General features: G+C 35.8%; 20 protein-coding genes. 3 read left to right on the top strand and 17 right to left on the bottom strand.

Annotation, left to right across the window (positions count from 1 at the left end):
- Positions 1 to 127: 127 nt before the first annotated feature.
- Entirely contained in the window at positions 128 to 601 is a 474-nt protein-coding gene (gene greA, locus ACQUQZ_RS03330) for a transcription elongation factor GreA (RefSeq protein ID WP_435353326.1), read from the bottom strand.
- Positions 602 to 993: 392 nt separating this feature from the next.
- On the opposite strand from greA, the gene fmt reads away from it, so the two are divergent.
- Both fmt and ACQUQZ_RS03320 read left to right on the top strand, forming a co-directional pair.
- Positions 994 to 1,905, top strand: a complete 912-nt coding sequence (gene fmt / locus ACQUQZ_RS03325; protein ID WP_435353325.1) for a methionyl-tRNA formyltransferase — start codon at positions 994 to 996, stop codon at positions 1,903 to 1,905.
- Positions 1,906 to 1,993: 88 nt separating this feature from the next.
- A complete protein-coding gene (locus ACQUQZ_RS03320) occupies positions 1,994 to 4,348 on the top strand; it encodes a prolyl oligopeptidase family serine peptidase (protein ID WP_435353324.1) in 2,355 nt (784 codons plus the stop codon).
- Between the two features lie 67 nt (positions 4,349 to 4,415).
- Here ACQUQZ_RS03320 and ACQUQZ_RS03315 read toward each other — a convergent pair whose 3' ends face one another.
- The 7 genes from ACQUQZ_RS03315 to ACQUQZ_RS03285 form a co-directional block, all read right to left on the bottom strand.
- The gene (locus tag ACQUQZ_RS03315) at positions 4,416 to 5,426 is read right to left on the bottom strand and encodes a GntR family transcriptional regulator (protein ID WP_435353323.1); all 1,011 of its coding nucleotides are present in this window, start codon (positions 5,424 to 5,426) and stop codon (positions 4,416 to 4,418) included.
- A gap of 125 nt (positions 5,427 to 5,551) precedes the next feature.
- Complete coding sequence (locus tag ACQUQZ_RS03310; RefSeq protein ID WP_435353322.1) at positions 5,552 to 7,633, bottom strand: bifunctional aldolase/short-chain dehydrogenase; 2,082 nt, start codon at positions 7,631 to 7,633, stop codon at positions 5,552 to 5,554.
- Positions 7,634 to 7,879: 246 nt separating this feature from the next.
- Positions 7,880 to 8,350: a LytR/AlgR family response regulator transcription factor gene (locus ACQUQZ_RS03305; protein WP_435353321.1), complete on the bottom strand. Its 471-nt coding sequence runs from the start codon at positions 8,348 to 8,350 to the stop codon at positions 7,880 to 7,882.
- A 248-nt stretch (positions 8,351 to 8,598) separates the two neighbouring features.
- Positions 8,599 to 9,351 carry a LytR/AlgR family response regulator transcription factor gene (locus tag ACQUQZ_RS03300; protein WP_435353320.1) on the bottom strand — a complete coding sequence of 251 codons (753 nt, stop codon included), beginning with the start codon at positions 9,349 to 9,351 and terminating at the stop codon, positions 8,599 to 8,601.
- Between the two features lie 99 nt (positions 9,352 to 9,450).
- A complete protein-coding gene (locus ACQUQZ_RS03295) occupies positions 9,451 to 10,620 on the bottom strand; it encodes a sensor histidine kinase (protein WP_435353319.1) in 1,170 nt (389 codons plus the stop codon).
- A gap of 23 nt (positions 10,621 to 10,643) precedes the next feature.
- Positions 10,644 to 11,102 (bottom strand): DUF3291 domain-containing protein, encoded by a 459-nt coding sequence (locus ACQUQZ_RS03290; RefSeq protein WP_435353318.1) that lies wholly within the window; start codon positions 11,100 to 11,102, stop codon positions 10,644 to 10,646.
- Positions 11,103 to 11,162: 60 nt separating this feature from the next.
- Complete coding sequence (locus ACQUQZ_RS03285) at positions 11,163 to 12,926, bottom strand: phospho-sugar mutase (RefSeq protein ID WP_435353317.1); 1,764 nt, start codon at positions 12,924 to 12,926, stop codon at positions 11,163 to 11,165.
- A 318-nt stretch (positions 12,927 to 13,244) separates the two neighbouring features.
- On the opposite strand from ACQUQZ_RS03285, the gene ACQUQZ_RS03280 reads away from it, so the two are divergent.
- A complete protein-coding gene (locus ACQUQZ_RS03280) occupies positions 13,245 to 14,162 on the top strand; it encodes an OmpA family protein (protein ID WP_435353316.1) in 918 nt (305 codons plus the stop codon).
- An 85-nt stretch (positions 14,163 to 14,247) separates the two neighbouring features.
- Here ACQUQZ_RS03280 and ACQUQZ_RS03275 read toward each other — a convergent pair whose 3' ends face one another.
- From ACQUQZ_RS03275 to ACQUQZ_RS03235, 9 genes are all read right to left on the bottom strand, one after another.
- The gene (locus tag ACQUQZ_RS03275) at positions 14,248 to 14,691 is read right to left on the bottom strand and encodes a hypothetical protein (RefSeq protein WP_435353315.1); all 444 of its coding nucleotides are present in this window, start codon (positions 14,689 to 14,691) and stop codon (positions 14,248 to 14,250) included.
- Between the two features lie 36 nt (positions 14,692 to 14,727).
- Complete coding sequence (locus tag ACQUQZ_RS03270) at positions 14,728 to 15,957, bottom strand: MFS transporter (RefSeq protein WP_435353314.1); 1,230 nt, start codon at positions 15,955 to 15,957, stop codon at positions 14,728 to 14,730.
- A 52-nt stretch (positions 15,958 to 16,009) separates the two neighbouring features.
- Positions 16,010 to 17,308, bottom strand: coding sequence for a Gfo/Idh/MocA family protein (locus ACQUQZ_RS03265; protein WP_435353313.1), 1,299 nt, complete (start codon positions 17,306 to 17,308; stop codon positions 16,010 to 16,012).
- Positions 17,309 to 17,440: 132 nt separating this feature from the next.
- Entirely contained in the window at positions 17,441 to 19,168 is a 1,728-nt protein-coding gene (locus tag ACQUQZ_RS03260; protein ID WP_435353312.1) for a PQQ-dependent sugar dehydrogenase, read from the bottom strand.
- Between the two features lie 76 nt (positions 19,169 to 19,244).
- Positions 19,245 to 20,015 (bottom strand): 3-ketoacyl-ACP reductase, encoded by a 771-nt coding sequence (locus ACQUQZ_RS03255; protein ID WP_435353311.1) that lies wholly within the window; start codon positions 20,013 to 20,015, stop codon positions 19,245 to 19,247.
- Positions 20,012 to 21,463 (bottom strand): NADH:flavin oxidoreductase, encoded by a 1,452-nt coding sequence (locus ACQUQZ_RS03250; RefSeq protein WP_435353310.1) that lies wholly within the window; start codon positions 21,461 to 21,463, stop codon positions 20,012 to 20,014. The genes ACQUQZ_RS03255 and ACQUQZ_RS03250 overlap by 4 nt, the downstream gene beginning before the upstream one ends.
- Positions 21,464 to 21,520: 57 nt before the next feature.
- Positions 21,521 to 22,900, bottom strand: coding sequence for a glycosyl hydrolase (locus tag ACQUQZ_RS03245; RefSeq protein WP_435353309.1), 1,380 nt, complete (start codon positions 22,898 to 22,900; stop codon positions 21,521 to 21,523).
- Between the two features lie 78 nt (positions 22,901 to 22,978).
- On the bottom strand, positions 22,979 to 23,893 hold the full coding sequence (locus ACQUQZ_RS03240) for a sugar phosphate isomerase/epimerase family protein (RefSeq protein ID WP_435353308.1): 915 nt from the start codon (positions 23,891 to 23,893) through the stop codon (positions 22,979 to 22,981).
- A gap of 175 nt (positions 23,894 to 24,068) precedes the next feature.
- Positions 24,069 to 24,437 carry a DUF1801 domain-containing protein gene (locus tag ACQUQZ_RS03235; RefSeq protein WP_435353307.1) on the bottom strand — a complete coding sequence of 123 codons (369 nt, stop codon included), beginning with the start codon at positions 24,435 to 24,437 and terminating at the stop codon, positions 24,069 to 24,071.
- Positions 24,438 to 24,463: the final 26 nt, after the last annotated feature.

Below are 24,463 nucleotides of genomic sequence, written 5' to 3'. Positions count from 1 at the left end.
AAGTAAATAATGAAATTTTGCTATAAAAAGCGGTCATTCAAAATTAGATTTGAATGACCGCTTTTGTAAAAACAAGCTTCCAGCTTATTACTTGTAAAAACGGATTAGAAAATCCATTTTACAAAAATTATCTACTAATTTCCAAAATCTCGACTTCAACAACACCTGCTGGAGCTTGGATTTGAGCTGTTTCTCCTAATTTTTTACCAAAAAGGCCTTTGCCAAAAGGAGAATTCATTGAAATTTTGCCTTGTTTCAAATCTGCTTCTTCCTCTGCCACAAGCATATATGACATCACTGCCCCATTTTTCTTGTTTTTGATTTTTACTTTCGACAATAACGAAACCTTAGATGTATCAACAGTTGATTCATCTAAAATTCGAGCATTGGCAACAATTTCTTCTAATTTTGAGATTTCCATCTCCATCAAACCCTGTGCATCTTTAGCAGCATCATATTCAGCATTTTCTGACAAATCACCTTTGTCTCTTGCCTCAGCAATTTGACGAGCAATATCAGAACGCCCTTTGAACTTTAATTCATGAAGTTTATTTTTTAGATTGTTAAAACCTTCTTCTGTGTAATATTGAATCTTTGACATAACGTTTATAAATTTAAAAACCCCTAACTTTTTTAGGGGTGGACAAAAAAAGAACGGCGAAAATTCGACCGTCCCTGATAAAACTTACATTTTATTACAGAAACTACCTAAATTTTAGTCGAAAAAACACTTTATTTGTTCGTTTTCTTTTCATTTGCTTATTTTGAGCAACAAAGGTACAAAGTTTTTTTAAAAATCAAGTGTTTTAAAAAGGCTTTTAGCTGTTAGTTATTGGCTTTTAGCTGATAAATTCTGTTTTAAAATTAGATTTCCTTAAGGCCATGTTTAACAGGTCAATACCTAACTTAAAAAACAGTACAATTTCACTACATTATAAAATGGCGTAATAGCTATAGGCTCTTTTAAATACATATTATTATAACGAAAAAAAGATGAGAATAGTTTTTATGGGTACACCAGATTTTGCAGTGGCGAGTTTGGCAAAATTGGTTGAAAATGGATGCGATGTTGTGGCTGTAATCACCGCCCCCGACAAGCCCTCGGGTCGAGGGTTACAAATGCACGAAACACCTGTGAAGAAATATGCTGTTTCGCAAAATATCCCTGTTTTGCAACCTGAGAAATTGAAAAATCCTGAGTTTTTAGAGCAATTACGTAGCTATCGAGCTGATTTACAGGTAGTTGTGGCTTTCAGAATGCTACCCGAAGTTGTTTGGAATATGCCTACAATCGGTACTTTCAATTTACATGGGTCACTTCTACCGCAATATCGTGGAGCAGCACCTATTAATTGGGCAGTGATTAATGGCGATACAGAAACTGGCGTAACAACTTTTTTTATTCAGCAAGAAATTGATACTGGAAATATTATTTTTGCAGAAAAAGAGCCTATCTTGCAAACAGATAATGCAGGAACGCTCCATGATAAATTGATGGAACGAGGAGCAAATTTAGTATTGAAAACTGTGCGTGCTATTGAAGCAGGAAATTACCCTCAAATCCCACAACAAATGGACGTAGCTCTAAAAGCCGCCCCAAAGATTTTTAAAGAAACTTGTCAAATCGACTGGAATCAATCGGCAGAAAAAGTACATAATTTTGTGCGTGGACTTTCGCCTTATCCTGCTGCATGGACAATTTTAGCTGAAAAAAATTGCAAAATTTATCAATCAGCCATTGGTGATTTGGTGCATGGTCAGTCAGAAATTGGCACTTTTAAAACCGATGGAAAAACATTTTTGGCGTTTTGTTGTGCAGATAAATGGCTGAATATCAAAGAATTACAATTAGAAGGTAAAAAACGAATGGGTATTGAGGAATTTTTGAGAGGTTTTAGGTTTTAGGTTTTAGGTTTTAGGTTTTAGGTTTTAGGTTTTAGGTTTTAGGTTTTAGGTTTTTAAATTTACGTTTTATTTTACAACCCTTCATCACATGAAAAAAATAATTTTACTATTAATTACTATCTTTCATCTACAAACAGCTTATAGTCAAGGGCTTACAGTAGAAAAAATCATGCAAGACCAATCTAAATGGATTGGAACTTCACCAAGTAATCCTTTTTGGTCGGAAGATTCTAAAACGATATATTTTTCGTGGAATCCTGACAAAAACAAAGGTGATTCACTTTATAAAATTGTTCTTCCTGAAAAAACGCCTATCAAAGTTACACCTAAAGAGCGTCGTGCTTTGCCTGCTCAATCGGGAGAATACAATAGAAATTTTTCGATGAAAGTTTATGAAAAGCAAGGTGAAATCTTCTTGATGTATGCTAAAACTTTGATAATCAAACAATTAACTAATACTATTGAAAGAGAATCTAATCCTTATTTTAGTGGCGATGAAACCAAAATCATCTATTCAAAAGGTGGTAATTTGTTTAGCTTGAATTTAGAGGATGGAGCTGTTTCGCAAATTTCAAATTTTATTGCAGGAGCCAAAAAAACAGAAGCAAAACCAGCCAATGAGCAAGAAAAATGGTTAAAAGCCGATCAGTTGGATATGTTTGAGGTTTTGAAAGAAAGAAAAGATAAGAAAGATGAAGCAGAAAAAATTGCTAAGGCTGATTTACCCAAACGTCCAAAAGAGATTTATACTGAAGATAAATCATTAGAATTGCCAAGAATAAGTCCTGATTTGAGGTATATCACTTATAGACTTTCGACACAGCCTAAAAATGCCAAAAGTGCTATTGTACCAAGCTATGTAACGGAGTCAGGTTTTACTGAAGATTTACCTGCACGAACAAAGGTAGGAGCTCCGCTCCCAATTTATGAAAATTTCATTTATGACACCAAAAAAGATACGGTTTATCAAGTCATCACAAAAGAGATTGTGGGAATTACTGAACAACCAGAGTTTTTGAAAGATTATGCCAAAAAGGATACAACAAAAAAGAAGGCATTACCTCGTAAAATTACGATTTCGAGTCCAAATTGGTCAATAAATGGCACTTATGCTGTCGTTACAGTGCGTTCTATAGATAATAAAGATCGTTGGATAATGTTACTTGATCCAGCAACTGGAAAACTAAAAAACCTCGACCGTCAGCACGATGAAGCATGGATTGGCGGCCCAGGAGTGAGCGGTTTTGGTGGCGGAAATATTGGTTGGGTAAATGACCAAACACTTTATTTTCAATCAGAAGCTGATGGGTACTCGCACCTTTATACCATCAATGTATTGACAAATGAGAAAAAACAACTCACCAAAGGTAAGTTTGAGGTACAACAGGCACAGCTTTCAAAAGACAAACAATCATTTTATTTAATTACCAATGAAGTACATCCAGGCGAGCAACATTTCTATAAAATGTCAGTTGATGGTGGTGAAAGAACTAAATTAACAAGCATGATAGGGGCAAATGATGTCACTCTTTCACCTGATGAATCAAAATTAGCTATTCGATATTCATATATCAATAAACCTTGGGAGTTGTTTTTGCAGGAAAATACACCCAATGCGAAAGCCGAACAATTGACCTCTTCACTAACTGATGAGTTTAAAGCCTATCCTTGGAAAGATGCTAAAGTGATTTCGTTTACAGCACGTGATGGTGTAGAGATTTTTGCGAGAATTTATGAGCCAACTGCCAAAATCAAAAATAAAAAAGCGGTGGTGTTTGTACATGGAGCTGGTTATTTACAAAATGCCCATAAATGGTGGAGTCAATATTCAAGAGAATATATGTTTCATAATTTATTGGTTGACAAAGGCTATACTGTTTTGGATATTGACTATCGAGCGAGTGCGGGATATGGGCGAGATTGTCGTACGGGAATTTACCGTTTTATGGGCGGAAAAGATTTGGAGGATAATGTTGATGGGGCAAAATTATTGGTTTCAAAATATGGCATTGACCCTAAGAAAATAGGTGTTTATGGAGGTTCTTATGGTGGTTTTATCACTTTAATGGCCATGTTTACTACGCCTGATGTTTTCGCAGCAGGTGCAGCACTTCGCCCTGTGACCGACTGGGCGGCGTATAATCATGGCTATACTGCTAATATATTGAACGAACCACAAACCGATAGTTTAGCATACAGAAAAAGTTCTCCAATCTATCATGCAGCAGGTTTGAAAGGACATTTACTGATTTGTCATGGTGGAGTTGATGTGAATGTTCATATTCAAGATTCTTATCGTTTAGCACAACGTTTAATAGAATTGAAAAAGGAAAACTGGGAAATGGCAACCTACCCTATGGAAGATCATGGTTTTGTAGAGCCTACTTCTTGGATGGATGAGTACAAACGTATTTTGAAATTATTTGAAGAAAGATTGAAGTAATCCACGGTCGATAGTCCATAAGTCCACAGATATAAAGAAGAAATCTGTGGACTATCGACCATTGACTTTAAAGGCTACTTCTACGAATCGTGTAGAAAGGATTTTTTACTTTGATTTGTTTTTTATCAAGCAATAAAGCGGCAGCCGTACGCCCCATCGTTTCGAAATCAGTAGTAATTACGGTAATTTCTAATAATTCTTTCAGAGTAGTTTCATTGAAAGAAATAATTCCAATATCTTGACCTAAAATAAAATTCGATTGACGGGTTTTCTTCACTAATTCAGCCAAATCAGTTTCTTCTACTACCAAATAAGCCGTTCCTGCATGAAGAGATTCGTCAAAAGCATTTTCTTTAATCACAAAATCTTTTTTATGATTGACACAAAATTGTCTAAACCCACGAACAATTTCTGAGGGATAATTGCCATCGCTCGGAAAAACCAAAACCATTCGATTATATTTACTCAATAAATCTTGGGCATCGTCTAACGCATCAAAAATATCTTTCTCAAAGTCTTGATAAACACTCAAACATAGCTTTGTATATTCTGGTAAATCCTTATCGAGCAAGACTAATTCTTCGGAAGGAATTTTTTCTATGGTTTTCAAAGCCAACATTTTTTCTGATTCAGGAAAAAAGTGCGGCATGATAACGTAATAATTATATTTCCCTAAATTCTTATCAATGATTTCTGCAAAAATTCGGGCATCATAATGATGAATTTGTAAATCTACGCTTGCTTTATTACCCAAAACCTTCAAAAAAGCATAATAAATTAGTTTTTTATACGAACTTAACTTATTGAAAACCAATAAGATACGCATTTTATTGGTTTCAGCTCCATTGACATAAAAGCCTTTTCCCTGAACCGAAGTAATAAAGCCACGCTCTTTCAATTCACGGTAAGCTTTTTCTACCGTATCACGAGCCAAATAATACTCTTCGCTTAACTCACTGATGGAGGGTAATTGTTCATTTTTCTTTAAAACTCCCCGTTCAATATCCACAACAATAGATTGTACAATTTGTTTGTACTTGGGTGTCTTTTCGTTAGGGTTGAATTGTAGTTTATACATCGGTGCTTCGCACAATTAAGAATCGCTACGGCGACCCGTTAGAATTATGAATGAAGAATGATTACTGAAAGGTAAAAAATAGTGCCTATTTAAACAAATCGGCACTGTTATAAATTTGACTATTTTTATCTCACAAAAGCAACTGCTACACCTCCATCTACATTCAAAATATTTCCTGTAGATTTTGAGAGGCTTCCATCAACAAAAACTCTTACAGCTTTGGCTATATCTTCTGTTAAAATTTCTTCATTTAATAAAGTTCGTGCAGCATACATTTTAGGCAAATCTTCTACACTAATACCGTAAGCCTTTGCTCTACCTTCTGCCCATTCTCCTTCCCAAATCTTACTTCCACGTAAAACCGCATCAGGATTTACCGTATTTACTCTAATTCTATCTTTTCCTAATTCGGCGGCTAATAGTCTGGTCATGTGAGCTTGGGCAGCTTTGGCTGTACCATAACCAACGTTGTTTGGTCCTGCAAAAAGTGCATTCTTACTCGCAATATTCACAATATCACCACCCGTTGCTTGCTGACGCATGATTCTTACTGCTTCTTGCGAAACTAAAAACTGACCTTTTACTAATACATTTTGTAGTAAATCCCAGTCAGCAATGGTATGGTCTTCCAATGGTTTTGAGATAGAAAGTCCCGCACAATTAACAATAATATCAACCCCACCAAAAGCTAAAATTGTATTACGAAATGATTCGGCAATAGCTTCAGCACTTACCACATCAATACCTGTTGAAATAGTCGTGTCCTGACCGTATTTTTTGCGTAGCTCTATTTGAGTTTCATTTAATAAATTACGATCGGCAGCTACCACACAAGCTCCTTCTTTTAATAATTCCTCACAAATTGATTTACCAATACCACCCGTACCACCAGTCACAAAAGCAACCTTACCTGACAAAGACTTTGGTTTTGGCATTCTTTGCAATTTTGCTTCTTCCAATAACCAATATTCTATATTAAAAGCCTCTTGTTCGTCTAAGCCCACATATTCTGAAACTGCTTCCGCTCCTTTCATTACATTGATAGCATTAGTATAAAACTCAGCTGCAACTCTTGCTGTTTGTTTGTCTTTAGCAAATGTAAACATTCCCACTTCAGGATACAAGATTACTACAGGATTTGAATCTCTGATTGCAGGACTATTATGATGTTTACAACGCTCATAATAAACAGCGTAATCGGCACGATAAGCTTCAAACTGTGCTTCAATCTCCTCTTTTGAGATTCCCTTTAATACCATTGGGCGAATTTTAGTACGCAAAAAATGATCAGGGCAACTTGTACCTTTCTGAGCTAATCGCTCTAAATCATTTGAGTTTACATATTCTAATACTCGTGGGTCATCTGTAAAATGGCCAACCATTTGGCGGTAACTTGATGCCAAACCACGAAGTGTAGGCATGATTTCGGCAGCAGCCAATTTGCGTTCTTCGGCAGGTTTTGAACTTAATTTTGCTCCTCCAAAAACAGGTCTATTTTTCCCGTAATTCGCTTCTAAATACTCAGAAGCCATTTCGATCACTTCAAGTGTATTGATATAAGAATCAAAAGCTGTATCGCCCCAAGTAAACAAACCATGTCCCCCCAAAATTACACCACGGAGATTTGGGTTTTCTTTAACTGTTTTTTCTAACTGTAAACCTAAGTCGAAACCTGGTTTTTGCCACGGCAACCATGCCATACTATCACCCCAGATTTCCTTCATAATCGCTGGACCATCTTTACTGGCAGCAATCGCAATCAAGGCATCTGGATGAAGGTGGTCGATATGTTTGAATGGCAGTAGTCCATGTAATGGTGTATCAATCGAAGGCGTCGCACATTTGGGGTCAAATAGACAATGATCAAAGAGAGCAACCATTTCATCTTCAAATGCCAAGCCTTTGTAGCGTCTTTTCAAAGAGTGGAGTTTCTCAACATATAAATTTGCACAACCTTTTTTGGTGAGTGTGCCGATGTCGCCCCCAGAGCCTTTTACCCACATTACCTCCACCGATTCTCCTGTTACAGGGTCTATTTCTGTAATTTTACAAGATGTATTCCCTCCAGCATAATTGGTTAATCTTAAATCTGCTCCTAAAAGATTGGAGCGATAAATGAACAAATCTACTTCATTTTGAGCTAATTCAGCGGCTTTAATTTCGTCCCACAAATAGCTAACATACTTGAATGTTAGTGTTTTTTCCATTGGTATAAATAATAAGTTTTCTTTTCAAGAAATTGATTTTGAATACTCAAAATTGTAGGCTCACTAAAAAAGAATCTTCATGTACTCACCTGTATTGAAGGGAAATGATAAGAATAGGGATGGACAACAAACCTAGAAAAGAGGTGCAATTTGTTTGGATTACTATATAAATAAAATAAAGTGCCAGATTATACCAGCACTTTATTCCTCGTAACCCAAAAAGTAAAAATTAACCACGGGTGACTATTAAGAAACCCGGATCGTAGTCTTCAATTTAATCGTAGATGAAACATTTTGACCAGTTGTACGTAAATATCTGCGATAACTACGACGAAAATCCGCTGCCTTTCTGCGAGAAATAAATATTTTTTGATCATGTATTAAAACTTCGCCACCACGACAATTAAAATACAAATCATCAACGTATTCGAGATTAATTAAGTAAGAACGATGAGGTCTTACGAAATTTGAAATTTCAAGGAGTTCTTCCTCAAAAATCTTTAAAGTTTTTGAACTAATGATTTCCCGACCATCTTTTAATTTAAAGATAGTATAATTCTTTGCACTTTTTAAGTACAAAATATCGCCGAGTTGAACCATATTACGCATTCCAGCGACTCTCATTGCGAGATTTGTTCCTGTGGATTGACTAACCACATTTGGTACCACACTAAAGCCTTCGAGGCTAAAGGGTGCTGTGTAAAGTAGTTTATTCATACGGCTATTTTTTAAGGAAAGCTTACTGTGTTTTTAAATTCTATGAGCAATTTATGTCCCATATTTTAACACCACAACTACAAATCGGTAAATGGTAGTAAAAAAGCCATAAGTGGCAGGTTTATTTTTAAACGGTAGCTTTTTTCAGTAAAAAAAAATTTTTTTCTTAAAACAAAAGGTTCATTTGCTTTTTTTTACTAAAAACTGATTGAATACTTGAATGAAGGATATATAAAGTATGGTTAATATTAGAAATTATTTAACCATTCTAAGAATTCAGATTTTCGGCGGCGAGAAACAGGAAGCTCATTTCCTTGTTCGGTCAGAATAGTTCCACCTTCGCCTTTGATATAACGTTTGATATAATCTCGATTGACAAGAAAAGAATGATGAATGCGAAAGAAGTCATAGCTTGTAAGTATGTCTTCAAACTCCTTGATATTTTTTGATACTGTTAATTTCTGATTTTCTACTAAATGCACATAAGTGTAATCATCATCTGCTTCACAATAAACAATAGTATTGACTGGTACAAACTGAAAACCATTGACAACTGAAATTGGTATTTTATTAGTTTTGTCACGTGGATGTCTCAGATTTTTAATTAAGTGTTCGAGGTTCTGTTGTGTGTGCTTACCTTCTATACGCTTTTTTGCTTTTGCAATTGCATCTCGTACTTCTTCAATATTAATAGGTTTGAGAAGATAATCTAAGGCACTAAATTTTATTGCTGTCACTGCATAATGATCAAAACCTGTCGTAAAAACTACTTCAAAGTTTGGCTTTGTAAACTTTTCTAATAAATCAAAGCCACTACCATGTGGCATTTCTACATCTAAAAAAACAATGTCGGGCGAAGTTGTTTGAATAAGTGTATAGGCTTCTTGCACAGAGTTGGCAGTACCCGTCACTTCTACTTCATTAGAACAGAATTGTTGAATAATACTTTTGAGGGTTTCGACACTTCGATTTTCGTCGTCAACTATGATTGCCTTATACATAGTATTATTGTTTAAATACAAGTTTAGTCTTTAATTTGATGAAGTAAATTTATAAGGCACATTTTATAAATGACTACAAAGCAATATAAAGATTAATTATTAACCAAATTTTGGGAATTTAATTTCTATCAATGTTCCTATATCAGCTTCTTTATGAACAGATGAAGCTTGTGTACGATCAGTTATTGAAAAATGTATATCAGAATTGGCAATCATATTGAATGTACGTAGCCGTTCCTCTGTAATTTTCAAGCCCTGTGATTTATATCCTTTACTTGATTTCGATTGGATTTGTCTGGCACGTTCTCTACCTACCCCATCGTCTTCAATTCGACAAACTAAATATTTGCCTTGATTATAGAATTTAACATACAAATTGCCTTTGGTTTCTTTGTATCGTAGTCCATGATTAATGGCATTTTCGATAAAAGGTTGTAAAATCATTGTTGGAATATCAGTAAAACGATTTACCTCGGGAGCAATCGTTAAATGAAAATCAAATTTATTTTCAAACCGTAGCATTTCCATCTCTACATAAAGACTCAAGAGTTTTATTTCATCTGACAACACAATGTATTTGCTTCGTGAAGAATCTAAAAACAAACGAATAAGATTGGCAAATTTTGAAAGATAATTATTTGCCGAAATACTATCACGGGTCAAAATAAAACTTTGCACTGCATTTAAAGCATTGAATACAAAATGAGGGTTCATTTGCAATTGCAATGTTCGTAGCTCTAACTCTGTTACTTGGCGATAGTGTCTCTGTTCTTCATCGGCCCAAAATTTAAGAAACCGTTCTCTTCCGTAAAAAAGGCCAAAAAGGGTAATAAAACAAGCTCCCCAAAACCACCATGACCGCCACCAAGGATATTCTATCTTAAATTCAACCGAAACTGCTTGTCCTTCTCTTTTATCGGGAGCAATTCCAACAATCTCAAAATGATAAATTGCAGGGTTTAATGTATCTATTCTTAGAAATGGTTGTTTAGTGAAAAACCATTTCGATACATTATTTCCGTCAAAGCTACTTTCAATGATTCGAAACTTATAAGTAACATTAGGAATTTGGGGAATGGTAACCAAATCCAATTCTATTGCATTGTCTTCATAACGAACATAATAAATATCTTGCAATTTTTCATCTCTTCCAGCAATTTCAACACGGCTAATCTTAGTTTTAAAGAAAGTGGTATCTTCAGGCTGACTATGGAGGTCAAAATTTGCCAACAAGCATAATAAAATAATTATGGATTGAAATTTTGACATTTACTTAGAATAATATTGAAAGCTTACTGATTGTGGGGTAAATGTACGTTTTTAAAAGTAAATGCGAAAGAAGTGGCACCATTTTTATTGATACTTGCTAATTTTTCTTTTGCTTCTTGTGGCGTAGGAATATGCCCTACGGGAATCCACCAAAGTGCTAAGGCGGCGTCTTGTGGTTTTTCAAACCACTTATTTCGGTCTTTCATAACCATTGTATGAGCGGTTTTGAAAGCAAAATCTTTTAAATCTTCGATTGTTTCCCAAACTGACATATTGATGATAATCATATCATCTTCAAAAACCCGAAGTGCTGTGGCATTTTCGTTATCTCCTTTCAATCTCCATACAAAGCCTTTACTTTGCTCGGCAAGTGCATTGATTTTATCTAATTGTCCTACAAAATCTGCCAATAATGGGCTATCAATGGGTTCTAATAACTTTGAGATATTTACTTGGGCAAGGTGAAATTTAGTTGTTGGCATTTTGGGTATAATTTAAAACCTGCAAGATTTTTTCAAACCTTACAGGTTTTTACTCCTATATTAATTCAAATCTAATTCAGCTTGAATGGCATTTACTTTCTCTTTTAATGCCTCTAAAGTGGCATCAAATTCATCTTTCTTCTTCAATTTTGCTCTTACGCCAACATAAAACTTGATTTTGGGTTCAGTTCCTGATGGACGACAAGTAAACTTAGTACCATCGGCTGTGAAGAATTGTAAAACATTTGATGATTCAATACCTAATTCTCCAGATGGAATAGCTTTTTCTTCTCCAGTCTTTAAATCTTTAGTCACCAGTGATTTATAATCATCCATACGAACAACTTTTGAACCAGCCAATGATTTTGGTGGTTTTGCTCTGAAGTCAAGCATCATTTGTTGTATTTCTTCCGCACCAGTTTTCCCTTTTTTCGTTAAGGAAATCAAGCCTTCGTAGTAGAAACCATTCTTTTGGTACATTTCAGCCAAGAAATCAAACAATGACAATCCTTCATTTTTGGCAAAAGCAGTCAATTCTGCAATCATCGCACAACTGGCGATGGCGTCTTTGTCACGTACTTTATCACCAATCAAATAGCCATAGCTTTCTTCACCTCCACCAATAAATGTTTGTTTTCCTTCTAATTCTCTAATAACTTGAGCAATATATTTGAATCCAGTCAGTGTATTATAACAATTTACACCTGCTTTTGCAGCCATTTCATCAATCAAATCAGTTGTAACAATAGTTTTTGCTACAAACTCATTTCCTGTGAGTTTTTTAGCTTTTTTCCATGCTTTCAACAAATAATAGATAATTAAACTTGCAGCTTGATTACCATTCAACAACTGCCACTCTCCTTTAGGGTCTTTCACGGCCATTCCCACACGGTCGGCGTCAGGGTCAGTGGCAATTACTAAATCTGCATTGATTTCTTTGGCTTTTTTTAGAGCCAAACTCATCGCTTCTTTTTCTTCTGGGTTTGGATAAACTACCGTCGGAAAATTACCATCTGGGGTTGCTTGTTCGGCAACAATGTTTACGTTGGTAAATCCCAATTGAGCTAATGCTTTAGGTACCATTGTGATTCCCGTACCATGAATAGAAGAATACACAATATTCAAATCAGATTGCTTTTTAATCATACGAGGATTGACACAAATACTTTTAACAGCCTTCAAATAAGCTTTATCAAGTACTTCACCAATCATCTTGATGCGTTTTTTCACACCTCTAAACTTAATGTCTTTCACATTTGTAATAGCGTTTACCTCTGCAACAATATTTTTATCGTGTGGAGCTACTACTTGCGAACCATCAGTCCAATAAACTTTATAACCATTGTATTCACGTGGGTTGTGCGATGCTGTAATGACAATTCCACTTTGGCAACCCAACTGACGTACAGTAAACGAAAGTTGTGGTGTTGGGCGTAATTCTTTATAAAGATAAACTGTAATTCCATTAGCCGATAGAATATCAGCAGCTACACGAGCAAATTCAGGTGAAAAATTTCGGCTATCATGAGCAATAGCTACTTTTATTTCTTGATTAGGAAATGTTTTGTTGAGGTAATTCGCCAAACCTTGTGTGGCTGCCCCTACAGTATAATTATTCATACGATTAGATCCGACACCTATTTCACCTCGCATACCGCCAGTACCAAATTCGAGGTTTTTGTAGAAAGAATCTGTCAACTGTGTTGAATTCCCTTCATCAATTAATTTTTGAATAGCTGCTTTTGTATCAGCATCATACTTGCCTTTTAGCCAAGTTTTGATATTTTTCTCTGCTGTTGTATCCAATTTTAGGCCTTTTAGCATGACTTATCCCAGATTTATATGATTTAAAAAAGATTTGAGCAAATTAAAGCAAGTTTTTGATGTTTTTCAAGAATGTCTTATATTTTACGTTGACTTTCTTGAAATTATTATTGAAATTAACGTTATTAGAGTTTAAATGTTATTTCACGAATAATAATCATACCAAATGATGACTTGTTGGTAGAAAGCTTATTAAAAAACACATGGTAAATTAAAAATATAAGATAAATTAAAAAAAACCTTTTTTAAAATATTTTAATTTATCAATTTTGTAGTAAAAACTATCCAAATAATAACTCAAACTAATATACTTAAATCATGAAAATTATTTTCAAACCTTTGTTGGTTATGCTTATTGGCCTGTCGATGGCTTCGTGTGTTGCAAAAAAGAAATTAACCGCTTTACAGTCACAGTATGACAAAGCACAGGCTGACTTAGTAAAATGTGGAGATTCGGTGCAAGATTACAAAGATAAACTTGACCGTTTGGCGAAAACACAACAAGAAACGGAAGCTCAAAAAAATGCTTCACTTAGTACAATTCAACAACGTGATCAACAAATCAACGATTTAAAAGACCAAGTTGCTGATTTGAGAAAATTACGTGATAAACAAGTTGAGCAAGTTGGTAACTTAACTGTTTTGTCGAAAGCAGCCAATGACAACATTGATAAAACTTTATCACAATTGGCAAGTAAAGACAAATATATCAATTTGCTTCAAGCGGCTCGTACTAAAGCAGATTCTATTAATTTGGCCTTAGCAGTTAATCTGAAAAGTGTATTGAACACTGGCCTCGACGACAAAGATGTAGAAGTAAAAGTTGATAAAACAGTAGTAATGATCAATATTTCTGATAAAATGTTGTTTAGCAGTGGAAGTTCGAAAATTTCACCAAATGCTAATAATGTTTTAGGAAAAATTGCCCAAATCATCAAATCAAGACCTGATTTAGATGTAATGGTGGAAGGCTATACCGATAATGTAGCTATTAGCAATGAATGTATCAATGATAACTGGGATTTGAGTGTAAAACGTGCAACTTCAGTGGTACGTACCTTACAACAAAACTTTAGCATCGACCCAAATAAATTGATTGCAGCAGGAAGAGGTGAATATAATACACTTACTACCAATGATACTTCAGAAGGTCGTGCGACTAATCGCCGTACTCGTATCATTTTAATGCCAAAACTTGACCAATTCTACGACTTATTGAATCCAGATAAAAAATAAATTTAGTTGTTAATTATTCTTATCAAATACAAAAAGCCACTTGAAAGATTTTTCGAGTGGCTTTTTTGGTAAAAATAAACGAAAACTATTTTTCGACTTTTTTCATTCTTGAAAACGGAAATCCATTACATCCTTTTCTTGGATTCGTTCGGTCTGCTTTCTCGACGGCTTCAGCAGCATCACTGGTTTGTGCATCATAAGTAGTCAAGCAAAAACCCCAATTATAAGGAGGCATATTTTCAAAAGTCATGTAATCAATTCGAGTATATAAATTTTTATCACTTGTATTATTAGCATCATTTTTTGTGATAATATACTGCTTTTCTACATTCCATTTAATAACATGATATTTTGCTTTTGGAAATTGTGTCCATAAAGAATCATTGATGGAATAACGAATGTCATAATCATCCATAAAATCACCAAAAAAGGCTTTTTTTGTGGCATTTTCTTTATTGACAACAACCTGTTGTGCAAAAACTGTATTTGTTACAAGGATTAGAAATAATAGCGTTTGATTTTTTTTCATATTTAAATTAATTTTTCAAACGCAAACTTCGTCAAATCATTCCACATAATTCATATCTTTTGAGAAGGTTTCTTCTAAAAAGAATAAAGCAAGTAAAGATATTCCAACCGTAATCGCTCCGATGATTATAGCTGCATTATTAACACCAAAATCAGGCTTTAAAGCTGCAAAGGAGGCGGTCAATGGAATAGCTGCTCCACGGACAAAATTTGGAATCGAAGTTGCCACCGTTGCTCTAATATTTGTACCGAAAAGCTCGGCAGCCATAATAATAAACAAAGTCCAATACCCATTAAAAAATCCTAATAGAAAAATGATGCTATAAAAAACAAAAGTGGAGGAAACAGGTGCGACTAAATAAACGAGCATCATTACGAACGATAAAATCATAAAAATACCAATGGCTTTTTTGCGACTTTGTAGTTGTTGACTTAATAACCCACAAACAACATTCCCGAATGATTGCCCCAAGAAAGTAAGCATGACAGATTTTCCTGCAATAATTGTTTCTGTGAGTCCATGAGCTTTACCGAATTCAGGAGAAAATGTAACTAACACCCCTACCACAAACCATAATGGCACGCCTGCAATTATGGCTAAAAGGTATTTTTTGAGTCTTTGTCCATTAGTAAAAATCATCAAAATATCTCCCCTTTGGGCTTTTTCTTGCTTTAGTTTTAGAAATAAACCCGACTCAAAAACATTGATTCTTAGTAATAAAAGTAATAAACCTAAACCTCCACCAACGAAATAAGAAGCTCTCCATTCAAACAAATCTGCTACAAAATAGGCTAAAACTCCACCTAAAACACCCATTGTTGAAACAATAACAGCTCCATAGCCTCTGAGTTTTTGTGGTAATAATTCAGCAACGAGTGTGATTCCCGCACCTAATTCTCCTGCAAGACCAATTCCTGCAATAAATCTCAGAACAGCGTATTGTGGCAAAGTTTGCACCAAGCCATTTGCCATATTTGATAATGAATAAAGAATAATTGAGCCGAAAAGCACTGATAAACGACCTTTTTTATCGCCCATAATTCCCCATAGTACGCCGCCAATGAGCAATCCTGCCAATTGCATATTGAGTAAAAACACACCTTCGGGCAATAGTAATTCGTCAGAAACACCAAGAGCTTTTAGACTCGGAACACGCACGACACTGAATAAAAACAAATCGTACATATCTACCAAATAGCCCAAAGCAGCTACGATTACAGGTAATTTTAAAAGTTGTTTAGTTAATGATTGGTTATTTTCTTTCATAGAGGTTTAGGGTAAAATATTTTTTAGATTATTTGCCATCGTTATAGAAAAACTAAACTTTATCAGGAACAACATAAGGAGCTCGATATTTACGAGTGAGCATGGCATTAGCCTCTTTATCGCCTACAAATGTTTCTTTGGCTGGGTCGAAATGCAATGTTCTGCCCAAACGATAAGAAATATTGCCTAAATGAGCAATACTTGCTGCCAAATGTGCTGTTTCTACTGGGCCATTCAACATAGATTTATCTTTTGCTCGAACTGCTTCTATGAAGTTTTTATAATGGTCACCGCCTGCATTTCGAGCTGGGCCTGGTTCACGATTTTTTCCCAAAAAGGTTTTATAATCTGAATAGCCATTGACAACCATGTAACCTTTATCTCCATAAAAAATATTACCTACTTCCACGCCATCTTCTTTATTGGTCATCCACGGACGTACCTCCATTTGAATTACTTTCCCTTCTTTTGGATAATTGTAGGTTGTACTCAACACTTCAGGCGTTTCTTTGCAGTCATTCCAAAGGTATTTTCCGCCCGCTGAGGTAATTGTTTCTGGTAAACCAACATTCAATCCCCACATACACAAATCCGTTTCATGAATGCCTTGATTTCCCACATCGCCATTACCATAATCCCAAAACCAATGCCAGTTATAATGCACATAGTTTTTGCTAAAATCACGTACTTGTGCCGGGCCTTGCCACAAATCCCAGTTTAAACCTTCAGGAACGGGAGATTTGCCAAGATTACCAATATCTGGTCGCCACTTATAGACTGTTCCACGAGCCATGTAAACTTTACCAATAAGTCCATCTCGTAAATGTTTGATTGCTTCTTGCATCGCTACCGAACTACGCAATTGCACACCATGCTGTACAATTCGGTTATATTTAGTAGCGGCTTCAACTAATTTTCGGCCTTCAAATAAATTATGACAAGCAGGTTTTTCAACATACACGTCTTTGCCTGCTTGACAGGCCCAAATTGCCGCCAAAGCATGCCAGTGGTTGGGTGTAGCGATACTTACGGCATCAATGGTTTTATCTTCATAAACCTTGCGTAAATCGCCTTCAGTATTTACTTTTTTATTGTATTTTTCTTCAAATGCCTTAGCTCCTGCTTGCAACACCACATTATCCACATCGCAGAGCGTAGCAACTTCCACATTATCTTGCGACATAAAGCCTTTAATGTGGTCTTTCCCTCGACCATTGATGCCAATAACGGCAACTCTCATTCGGTCATTAGCACCAAAAGCAGTAGATGGAATGATGGTAGGAATGGCCATCATCGCAAGCGAACTCGGAACTGTTGCCTTGAGGATGTCTCGGCGAGTAAATTTTTTCATTGTTTGCTGAATAGTTTAAGGTTGAAATTATTGTAGAACAAGTTTTTAACTTGTTCGATTGCTGTGAATGCTATAAAATACCTATAATACAGATTTTGGACTATTTAAACTTACGCAAGTTGGAAACTTGTGCTACTCTTTTGCTCCGATAATCTGATAAACTTTTCCATCAGCTTTGGTCATGATGTACATTTCACCTTGGGCATCAATACCAAAATGCAAATCAATTCTATCATTGCCACACAAATTTCTGAGGGTTTCTGACTTGCCATTGAGCGTAAGTTTCCATTCTTTTATTTTTGCTGTTTGTCCTTGTTTGAGGTCAGCTACATTCAAATAAAATAATCTTCCAGAAGGAATATCCCCGAACAAATATTTACCTTTTAATGCTGGCACTAAAGTACCTGTATATTCAAAACCGCCCGTGATAGCTTTGGCTTCATCGTGGTCGAAAGTAGCTACGGGGTATGTTACATTGTAGATTTTATCATTGGTAGGCAATGGATAAACTTTATTCATATCGCCATCGGCGTGAATGACAAATTTTCCTTCTCGAATCGGCCAGCCGTAGTTTCTTCCTGCTTCAATTTTATACAAAGATTCGATATTGGCATGGCCAATATTTACGGTAAGCATATCACTTTTGCTCGTCCACATGATTCGGTGTGGATTTCTAAAACCACTTGCAAATATTTCTTTTAAAGCCCTTTTATTAGCTGATTTTGCGTAAGGATTTGTGGCTGGAATACCATATTTACCATTTTTACTATTTCTACCCGATGGGTCGATTCGCAAGATTTTACCCCAAATGCGTTCTTCTTTGTTGGTCAAGAACGAATAACCGTTTTCTGCTGCTCCACCATCGCCAATTCCAATATATAAAAGTCCATAATCAGCATCGCTTTTTTTTGCCATTGGGTTAAAAACGATTTCTTGCACACCATGAATGACAGATACTACATTCACTCGCATCATTTCACGAGGTTTTCCCGAGAAAACCCCAGAAGATGGATGATCAATTTTCCATTCGGTAAGTACCCATTGCAACGAAACTTTTATAGAATCAGCATAAGCAAAGTCGGCTTTTGCAGAACCTGTTTTTTCGCTATGAGTCGTATAAAGCAGACCATTATTGAGAAAATCTGGGTGAAAGGCAAAACTTCCTAAACCTGTAGCTAAACCTGGTTGATGAATAAAATTGGGCATTAATTGGGCAAAATCCATATAAACAACTGGCGTATTGCCTTCCATTTTATACAATTTTCCTCTTAAATCATTCATAAAAATCTGTCCTGTACTTGGCTGGGGGACAAGTTTTGTGATACGGGTAAGTGGATATTTTCCATTTTCACTCGACACTGGGAATTGCGTAAATTGCTTTACATCAATGACAAGGTTAGAAACTTCGATTGGCTCAGGAATAGGATTACTCAAACCAACACCATAATCTTTCTTGAAGTTATTTTTAATCGGCTTAGTTGTAGCCAAATAATCAACAATGGCGTTGAGTTCTGCTTCTTGTAAATGGCTGTAAGAAGGCATTATAGCCTTTTTGTATTTTAGAAATAATTGCGTTGCTCGTTCGTCTCCCGCAGCAATAACATCCTGCGAATTTTGAATAAATTTCTTTACCCATGCTGGCGAAGTAACACTTGTAACTCCCGATAACTTTGGCCCAATACCATCTACTTTGATTTGATGACAACTCGTACAGTTTTGTGTAAATAACACTTGACCTTTAGCAATTGAAAGCGAATCTATTGGTTGATACAATATCTCTCTATTTTTTGCATTTTTAGCAAAAACGCTCAGATTTGCATAGGTAAGAAGAAATAATGTATAAAAGATAGTTCGTTTCATTGATTTTTAAAGTTTTAATCGACAAATCTATTATGCTAAATTGCTGTGGACTAAGGACTATTGACAGTGGACTATTTTAAAGTCTTGCAATTGTCAAACCACCATCAATCATAAAAACTTGCCCTGTTGAATAAGGGAAATCTCCTTTAGCGATGGCAGCTACTGCTTTACCTATATCATCGGGAAAACCCCAACGATTCTGTACTGTTAAACCTTCAGCAATGAGTTTATCGTATTTAGCTGTTACGCCTTCGGTCATATCAGTTTTAATTATTCCTGGTCTGACTTCGTAAACAGGAATATTAAATTCGCCCAATCGTGCGGCAAAAAGTTGTGTCATCATTCCCAAGCCTGCTTTTGAAACACAATATTCACCTCGATTGACTGATGCAACTGTTGCCGAAATCGACGAAACAGTTATAATTGATGCAGTAAATTCGTCGATATTGTTTTTTTGCTCAATCATCCAATTGGCAACTGCTTGTGTCAAAAAATACGTTCCTTTCAAATTTGTCGAAATCACATAATCAAAACTTTCCTCAGTTGCTGCCAAAATATCGTTTCGTTCTTTGGGAGCAACACCTGCATTATTGACCAACACATTTAATCTACCAAAGTGCAGGTTAATTTTTTCGAGCATTGATTTTCTATCTTCACTTGAAGCAATATCTCCTTGACAATAGATAACTTCAGCCCCTAAAATCCGTAATTCTGCCAACACATCTATGACTGATTCTTCGGAACGAATACCATTGATAGCCAAATCAAAGCCATTTTTCGCCAAATATTGAGCAATTCCTAAACCAATTCCACGACTTCCGCCAGTAACGAATGCTACTTTTTTCATATACTGTCTTTGATAGTTTTGAGTAATTCAGCGTGAGGATGATTTTTATAAATAGGGTCTAAAGGAAAACATCCAGAATACAAACCATTACGTGGAGCAGTGGTACAATCAGAAAAAGTACGACATAAAAGTTTTCGTTGAATTGGTCGGTCATTCAACATATCATCGGGCATTGTTGGATACGAAAGTACCATGCGGCCAAAGCCTACAAAATCTACTTTATTATTTCGCAATACATTCTGAGCAACATTTGGTAGCCATTCTTGCAAGTATGAATAACCCGAACCAACAATGACTAGTTCAGGGAAGGCCTCTTTCAAACCTTCTGCTACATCAATCATTCGTGCAACGCCTGCCAATGGCTCTTCTGGTGGCTGATAACCATCTGATGGAGGGAAAAGTGCTGGGCGTGTAACATGAGGGTTATAATATGGACTCGAAACCGTTACACAAATCAACTGAATACCCAAACTTTGAGCCAACTCTAAGAAAGCTTTTGGTTCTTCTAAATCAATTTTAATTCCTGAATCATCGCAGCCAAAAGCGTATTTATAAGGTTGATTAGGCATTAAATCTGGTTCACCTTCACCAGTTGCACTTTTCTTGAAAGGAACAAAGTCAATAGCACTAAGCCTTACTCCCATTTCTAAACCAGGAGCTGCTTTTTTAATGCCTTCTACGATATTTCTAAGGAACCTTGTACGGTTTTCAAAACTACCACCGTATTTCCCTTCTCGGTCATAAGCACTTAAAAATTCGTGTCCCAAATAACCATGACAATGCTTAATATCCACAAAATGAAAGCCTGCTTTCTGTGCCAAAACTGCTGCCTTTACAAAGTCTTCTACCAAGGCATCAATCTCGTCATCAGTCATCAAAGGATGATTTTCGCTTAGATGAAATTTCTTGTCAAGTTTTGGATGATTATATAAAATTTTAGATTCGAATTTTGTATTATCGTTTGGTTTGCAGAAACGCCCCGAATGCGTCAATTGAAGTCCGACCAGTAAATCATCAGCCGAACCAAATTTTTCGGTATGTTTATCAATAACAAGTTTATAGAGGGTTTCATACTCCGAAAAATTAGCTTCATTCATAACCAACTGACGTGGATTTGCTCGTCCTTCATGCGAAACAGCAACTGCCTCACATCCCCATAAGAGTTTTGCACCGCTGATAGCAAAGTTCTCCCAACGTTTTTTAGTAAACTCACTTGGGCGGCCGTCTGCAGTTCCATCCCAGCCTTCCATTGGCAAAATCGAAAGAGCATTACCAATTTTTTTACCTGATTTTAGAGTAATACTTTTTTTGAAAGACGATGCTTCGCCTGTGATTAATTCTTCATCAAAATCTAATTTTACATGATTTGACTCAAGATAATTTCTTAAATCTTGGGCAGTTTTGAGTTGAGCTACTCTTGTATATTTTGGTTTAAATTTTTCGGCCATTGAGTTGATATATTTAGTAGAACAATTTTTCAAATTGTTCTACAAGATTATAAATTTTCACAAACAATTAAAAAAAGCATAATAAGGCTCATTATTTATGATTTTTTGAACATAAAGAGCTACTTCTCTGAAATGATAATCGCCCCACATGCTTGATTCGCCATTGGCGATTTTGCTACCTTCTGGCACATAATCCCAGCCATTGGGTTGGTGATAAATCGAATGTAAAAGCAAGCCTTGGTGAGCTTCGTTTTTGCTTAAATATGGTTCATCTAAAAGTGAGTTCAGCACTGTCAACCCTGCTTGCCAATATTTTTGACCTGCTTCAGTTTCACCTTTTTTGATTAAATATTTACCCAATCTCAATAGTCCTTGCGAGCCAATAGCTGCCGCCGAACTATCAACAGGTTCAAAATCATTGTAAGGGTTGGCTTTTTGGTCAAGATAATCGCCTAATTTATGCAAGTTAGGAGCTCCAGTATCCCAGTACGGAATGCCATCAATGGGCGTATGTTCGATATAAAAATCACAAGTAGCACGAGCGGCTTTTAACATATAACTTTCAATAAATGTTCTTCCACCAAAAGCTTCAAGCTCAGTATCTTCAAGCGTTTCTAAAAACTCTAATTCTTCAGGAAAACCGCACATTGCCCAAGCCAAGCCACGAGTCCAAGTCGTAAAACCTGTATAACCTTGTTGAGAATTAGGGCAACGAAAATTGCCATCTTTTACATTAAAAACACTCTCGTGGGCAGTTCTTCCCCAAATATCATAAGAATCACGTCCTTCTCCATAAAAAACTGAATAATCAGCAGTGGCTTTTATATGTTGCAAAGCTCTATCCAACATATTGATTTTCACATCACCTTCGCCTTGAAAAATATGTCCTAAACGATGGCTCACTACCAAAGCTCGGCACGAACGAATGGTATCAACAAAAAGCGAATGAGCTCCATTGAAAGAATGAATATAACCGCCACTTTTTATAGGAGTCCAACGACTCGCCTGCACTGCTCCCGAAATTTTAAGAGCCAATTCGTAGAAATTTTTCTCCCATTCATTGAAAGCAATTTTTCCTTCACGCATGAGGCGTAAAAGATTACCATAAGTACTTACATTATTAAACCCGTGGTCGTGTACACCAATATGACTAATGTGCGGAGCCATTACTTTTAGGGTATTTTTACGACCAATTTCAAGGAAATCTTGTTCACCTGTGGCATCAAATTGTAAAATTGCCGAGCCAAATTGAAAACCCTGCGTCCATTCTGTCCAACCACGAGTAGTGTATTTTCCTTGTTGGGTAAATACTGGTGAACCTTTTGAAACATCATAATTTTGCTCAATTGAATGGATTTTTTGCCCTGAAAGCTCCCAAAAAGCTTGGAGTTTTGAGGTTAAATCGGTGGGTTGAAGGTTGTAATCAATCTTAATCATTTGAATTATTTAGTATTTTTTTTGTAGAACAAGTTTCTAACTTGTTCAGCTATATAAGTAACAAGTTGGAAACTTGTTCTACAACCATGTTTTTAATAAAGCCAAATCTCTTTTCATTGCGGCAAGAATATCTTTTTTATCCATCTTAATATTTCTTAGACCATTTTCTGCTCCGCCTAAATCATATTCAAAGTGCATGGTTATCGGCACATTAATGTTATATTGTTTGACCAATTGCAAGAATTTCTTCCAATCAACAATACCTTCGCCCAATGGACAGCCAACTTTAGTCAGTTTCCCATCTTTCAAAATATATTTAAAATCTTTGATAGCTAAAGATTTGATATATGGAGCAATAATTCTAAAACCAGTTTCCCAGTTAGCACCACTTTCGGCAGTAGCGTGATTGACATCATATTGGCAGCCAGTCAAGGGAGAATTAATGCTTTTGAAGATAGGTTGTAAATCCCAAACGGCAGCTCCGAGATATTGTCCGCCATGATTTTGGTACTCACCTGAGATTTTATATTTTTTGTTCAGAGCATCCAATCCTTTCATTTGTTTTCCAAAAGAATCGACTTGTTGCATGATGTCTTTTTGCATCTCGAAATGATACCAGCCCATACGATAATGCCCTATTCCTACGGCATTGGCTGTTTTCAACACTCGTTCTGAAATTGCATCGGCTTGTAAAATAGCCGTCGTCATCATCTGTATTTCAAGATTTGCTTTTTTGGCAGCTTGTACTGCTTTGGGCAAATCAAGTTCTACTTTTTCGGGTAGCACATGACCATCAGGTCGTACCGTTAGGTCAATGCCATCGAAGCCCATTTCGGCTATGGTTTCAGCCAAAGCCTGGTAGTCTTCAATCCAATGAAGGGTTTTAGAAAACACGCTGATTTTCATTCCAGCGGCGGGTTTTGCAAAAAGAAAATTAGTTTTTGCTAAAATAGTACCAGTCAAGGTAGTTCCGATAAAATCTCGTCTGTTCATGCCTAAAATTAGTAAAATATTTTAAAATGCTTTGCAAAAAATATAACTAATTTTATTAATTTTTACACTATTTTATGATTGAATTCAATAATCAATTAGCAGAGAAAGAATGTTTTTTTGAGTAGAATAACTAAGAATTGACTTAGAAAATGAGGTGTCAGAAAAATCTAACACCTCATTTTCGAATTTTTATTTGTCCTGATTTATATAAATGAATGGCTTTTTGAATAATCGTTTCGATGATTTCGATTGGCAAATCTTCGTTAGGGTCGAATAATAATATTTTTATTCTTGAACGCTTTTCTGCCAATAAATCAGGATGTTCGATGTGTTTGCCTTCAACAAATCCAATATAAGGATGTTTTGTTTTTGGGCGAATCCATAAATAACAAAACATCTTTTCCTTGTAACAGAAAAAGGGTAATTTGTACTTCCAAGCCACCGTGATATCTTTGTCTTGTGCAAGTATTATATCTCGCAAAGCAAGTAAACAGCTTTTGTTTGGTTCATCCAATTGCAAATAAAAATCATCTAATTCTTTCATTATTGTATCATTTGCAATTGGAATAA

This window comes from Emticicia sp. SJ17W-69 (assembly GCF_051209875.1).
Classification (GTDB): Bacteria; Bacteroidota; Bacteroidia; order Cytophagales; family Spirosomataceae; genus Emticicia.
Note: the sequence above shows the minus strand (reverse complement) of the source record. Positions and strands in the feature narration are given on the sequence as shown.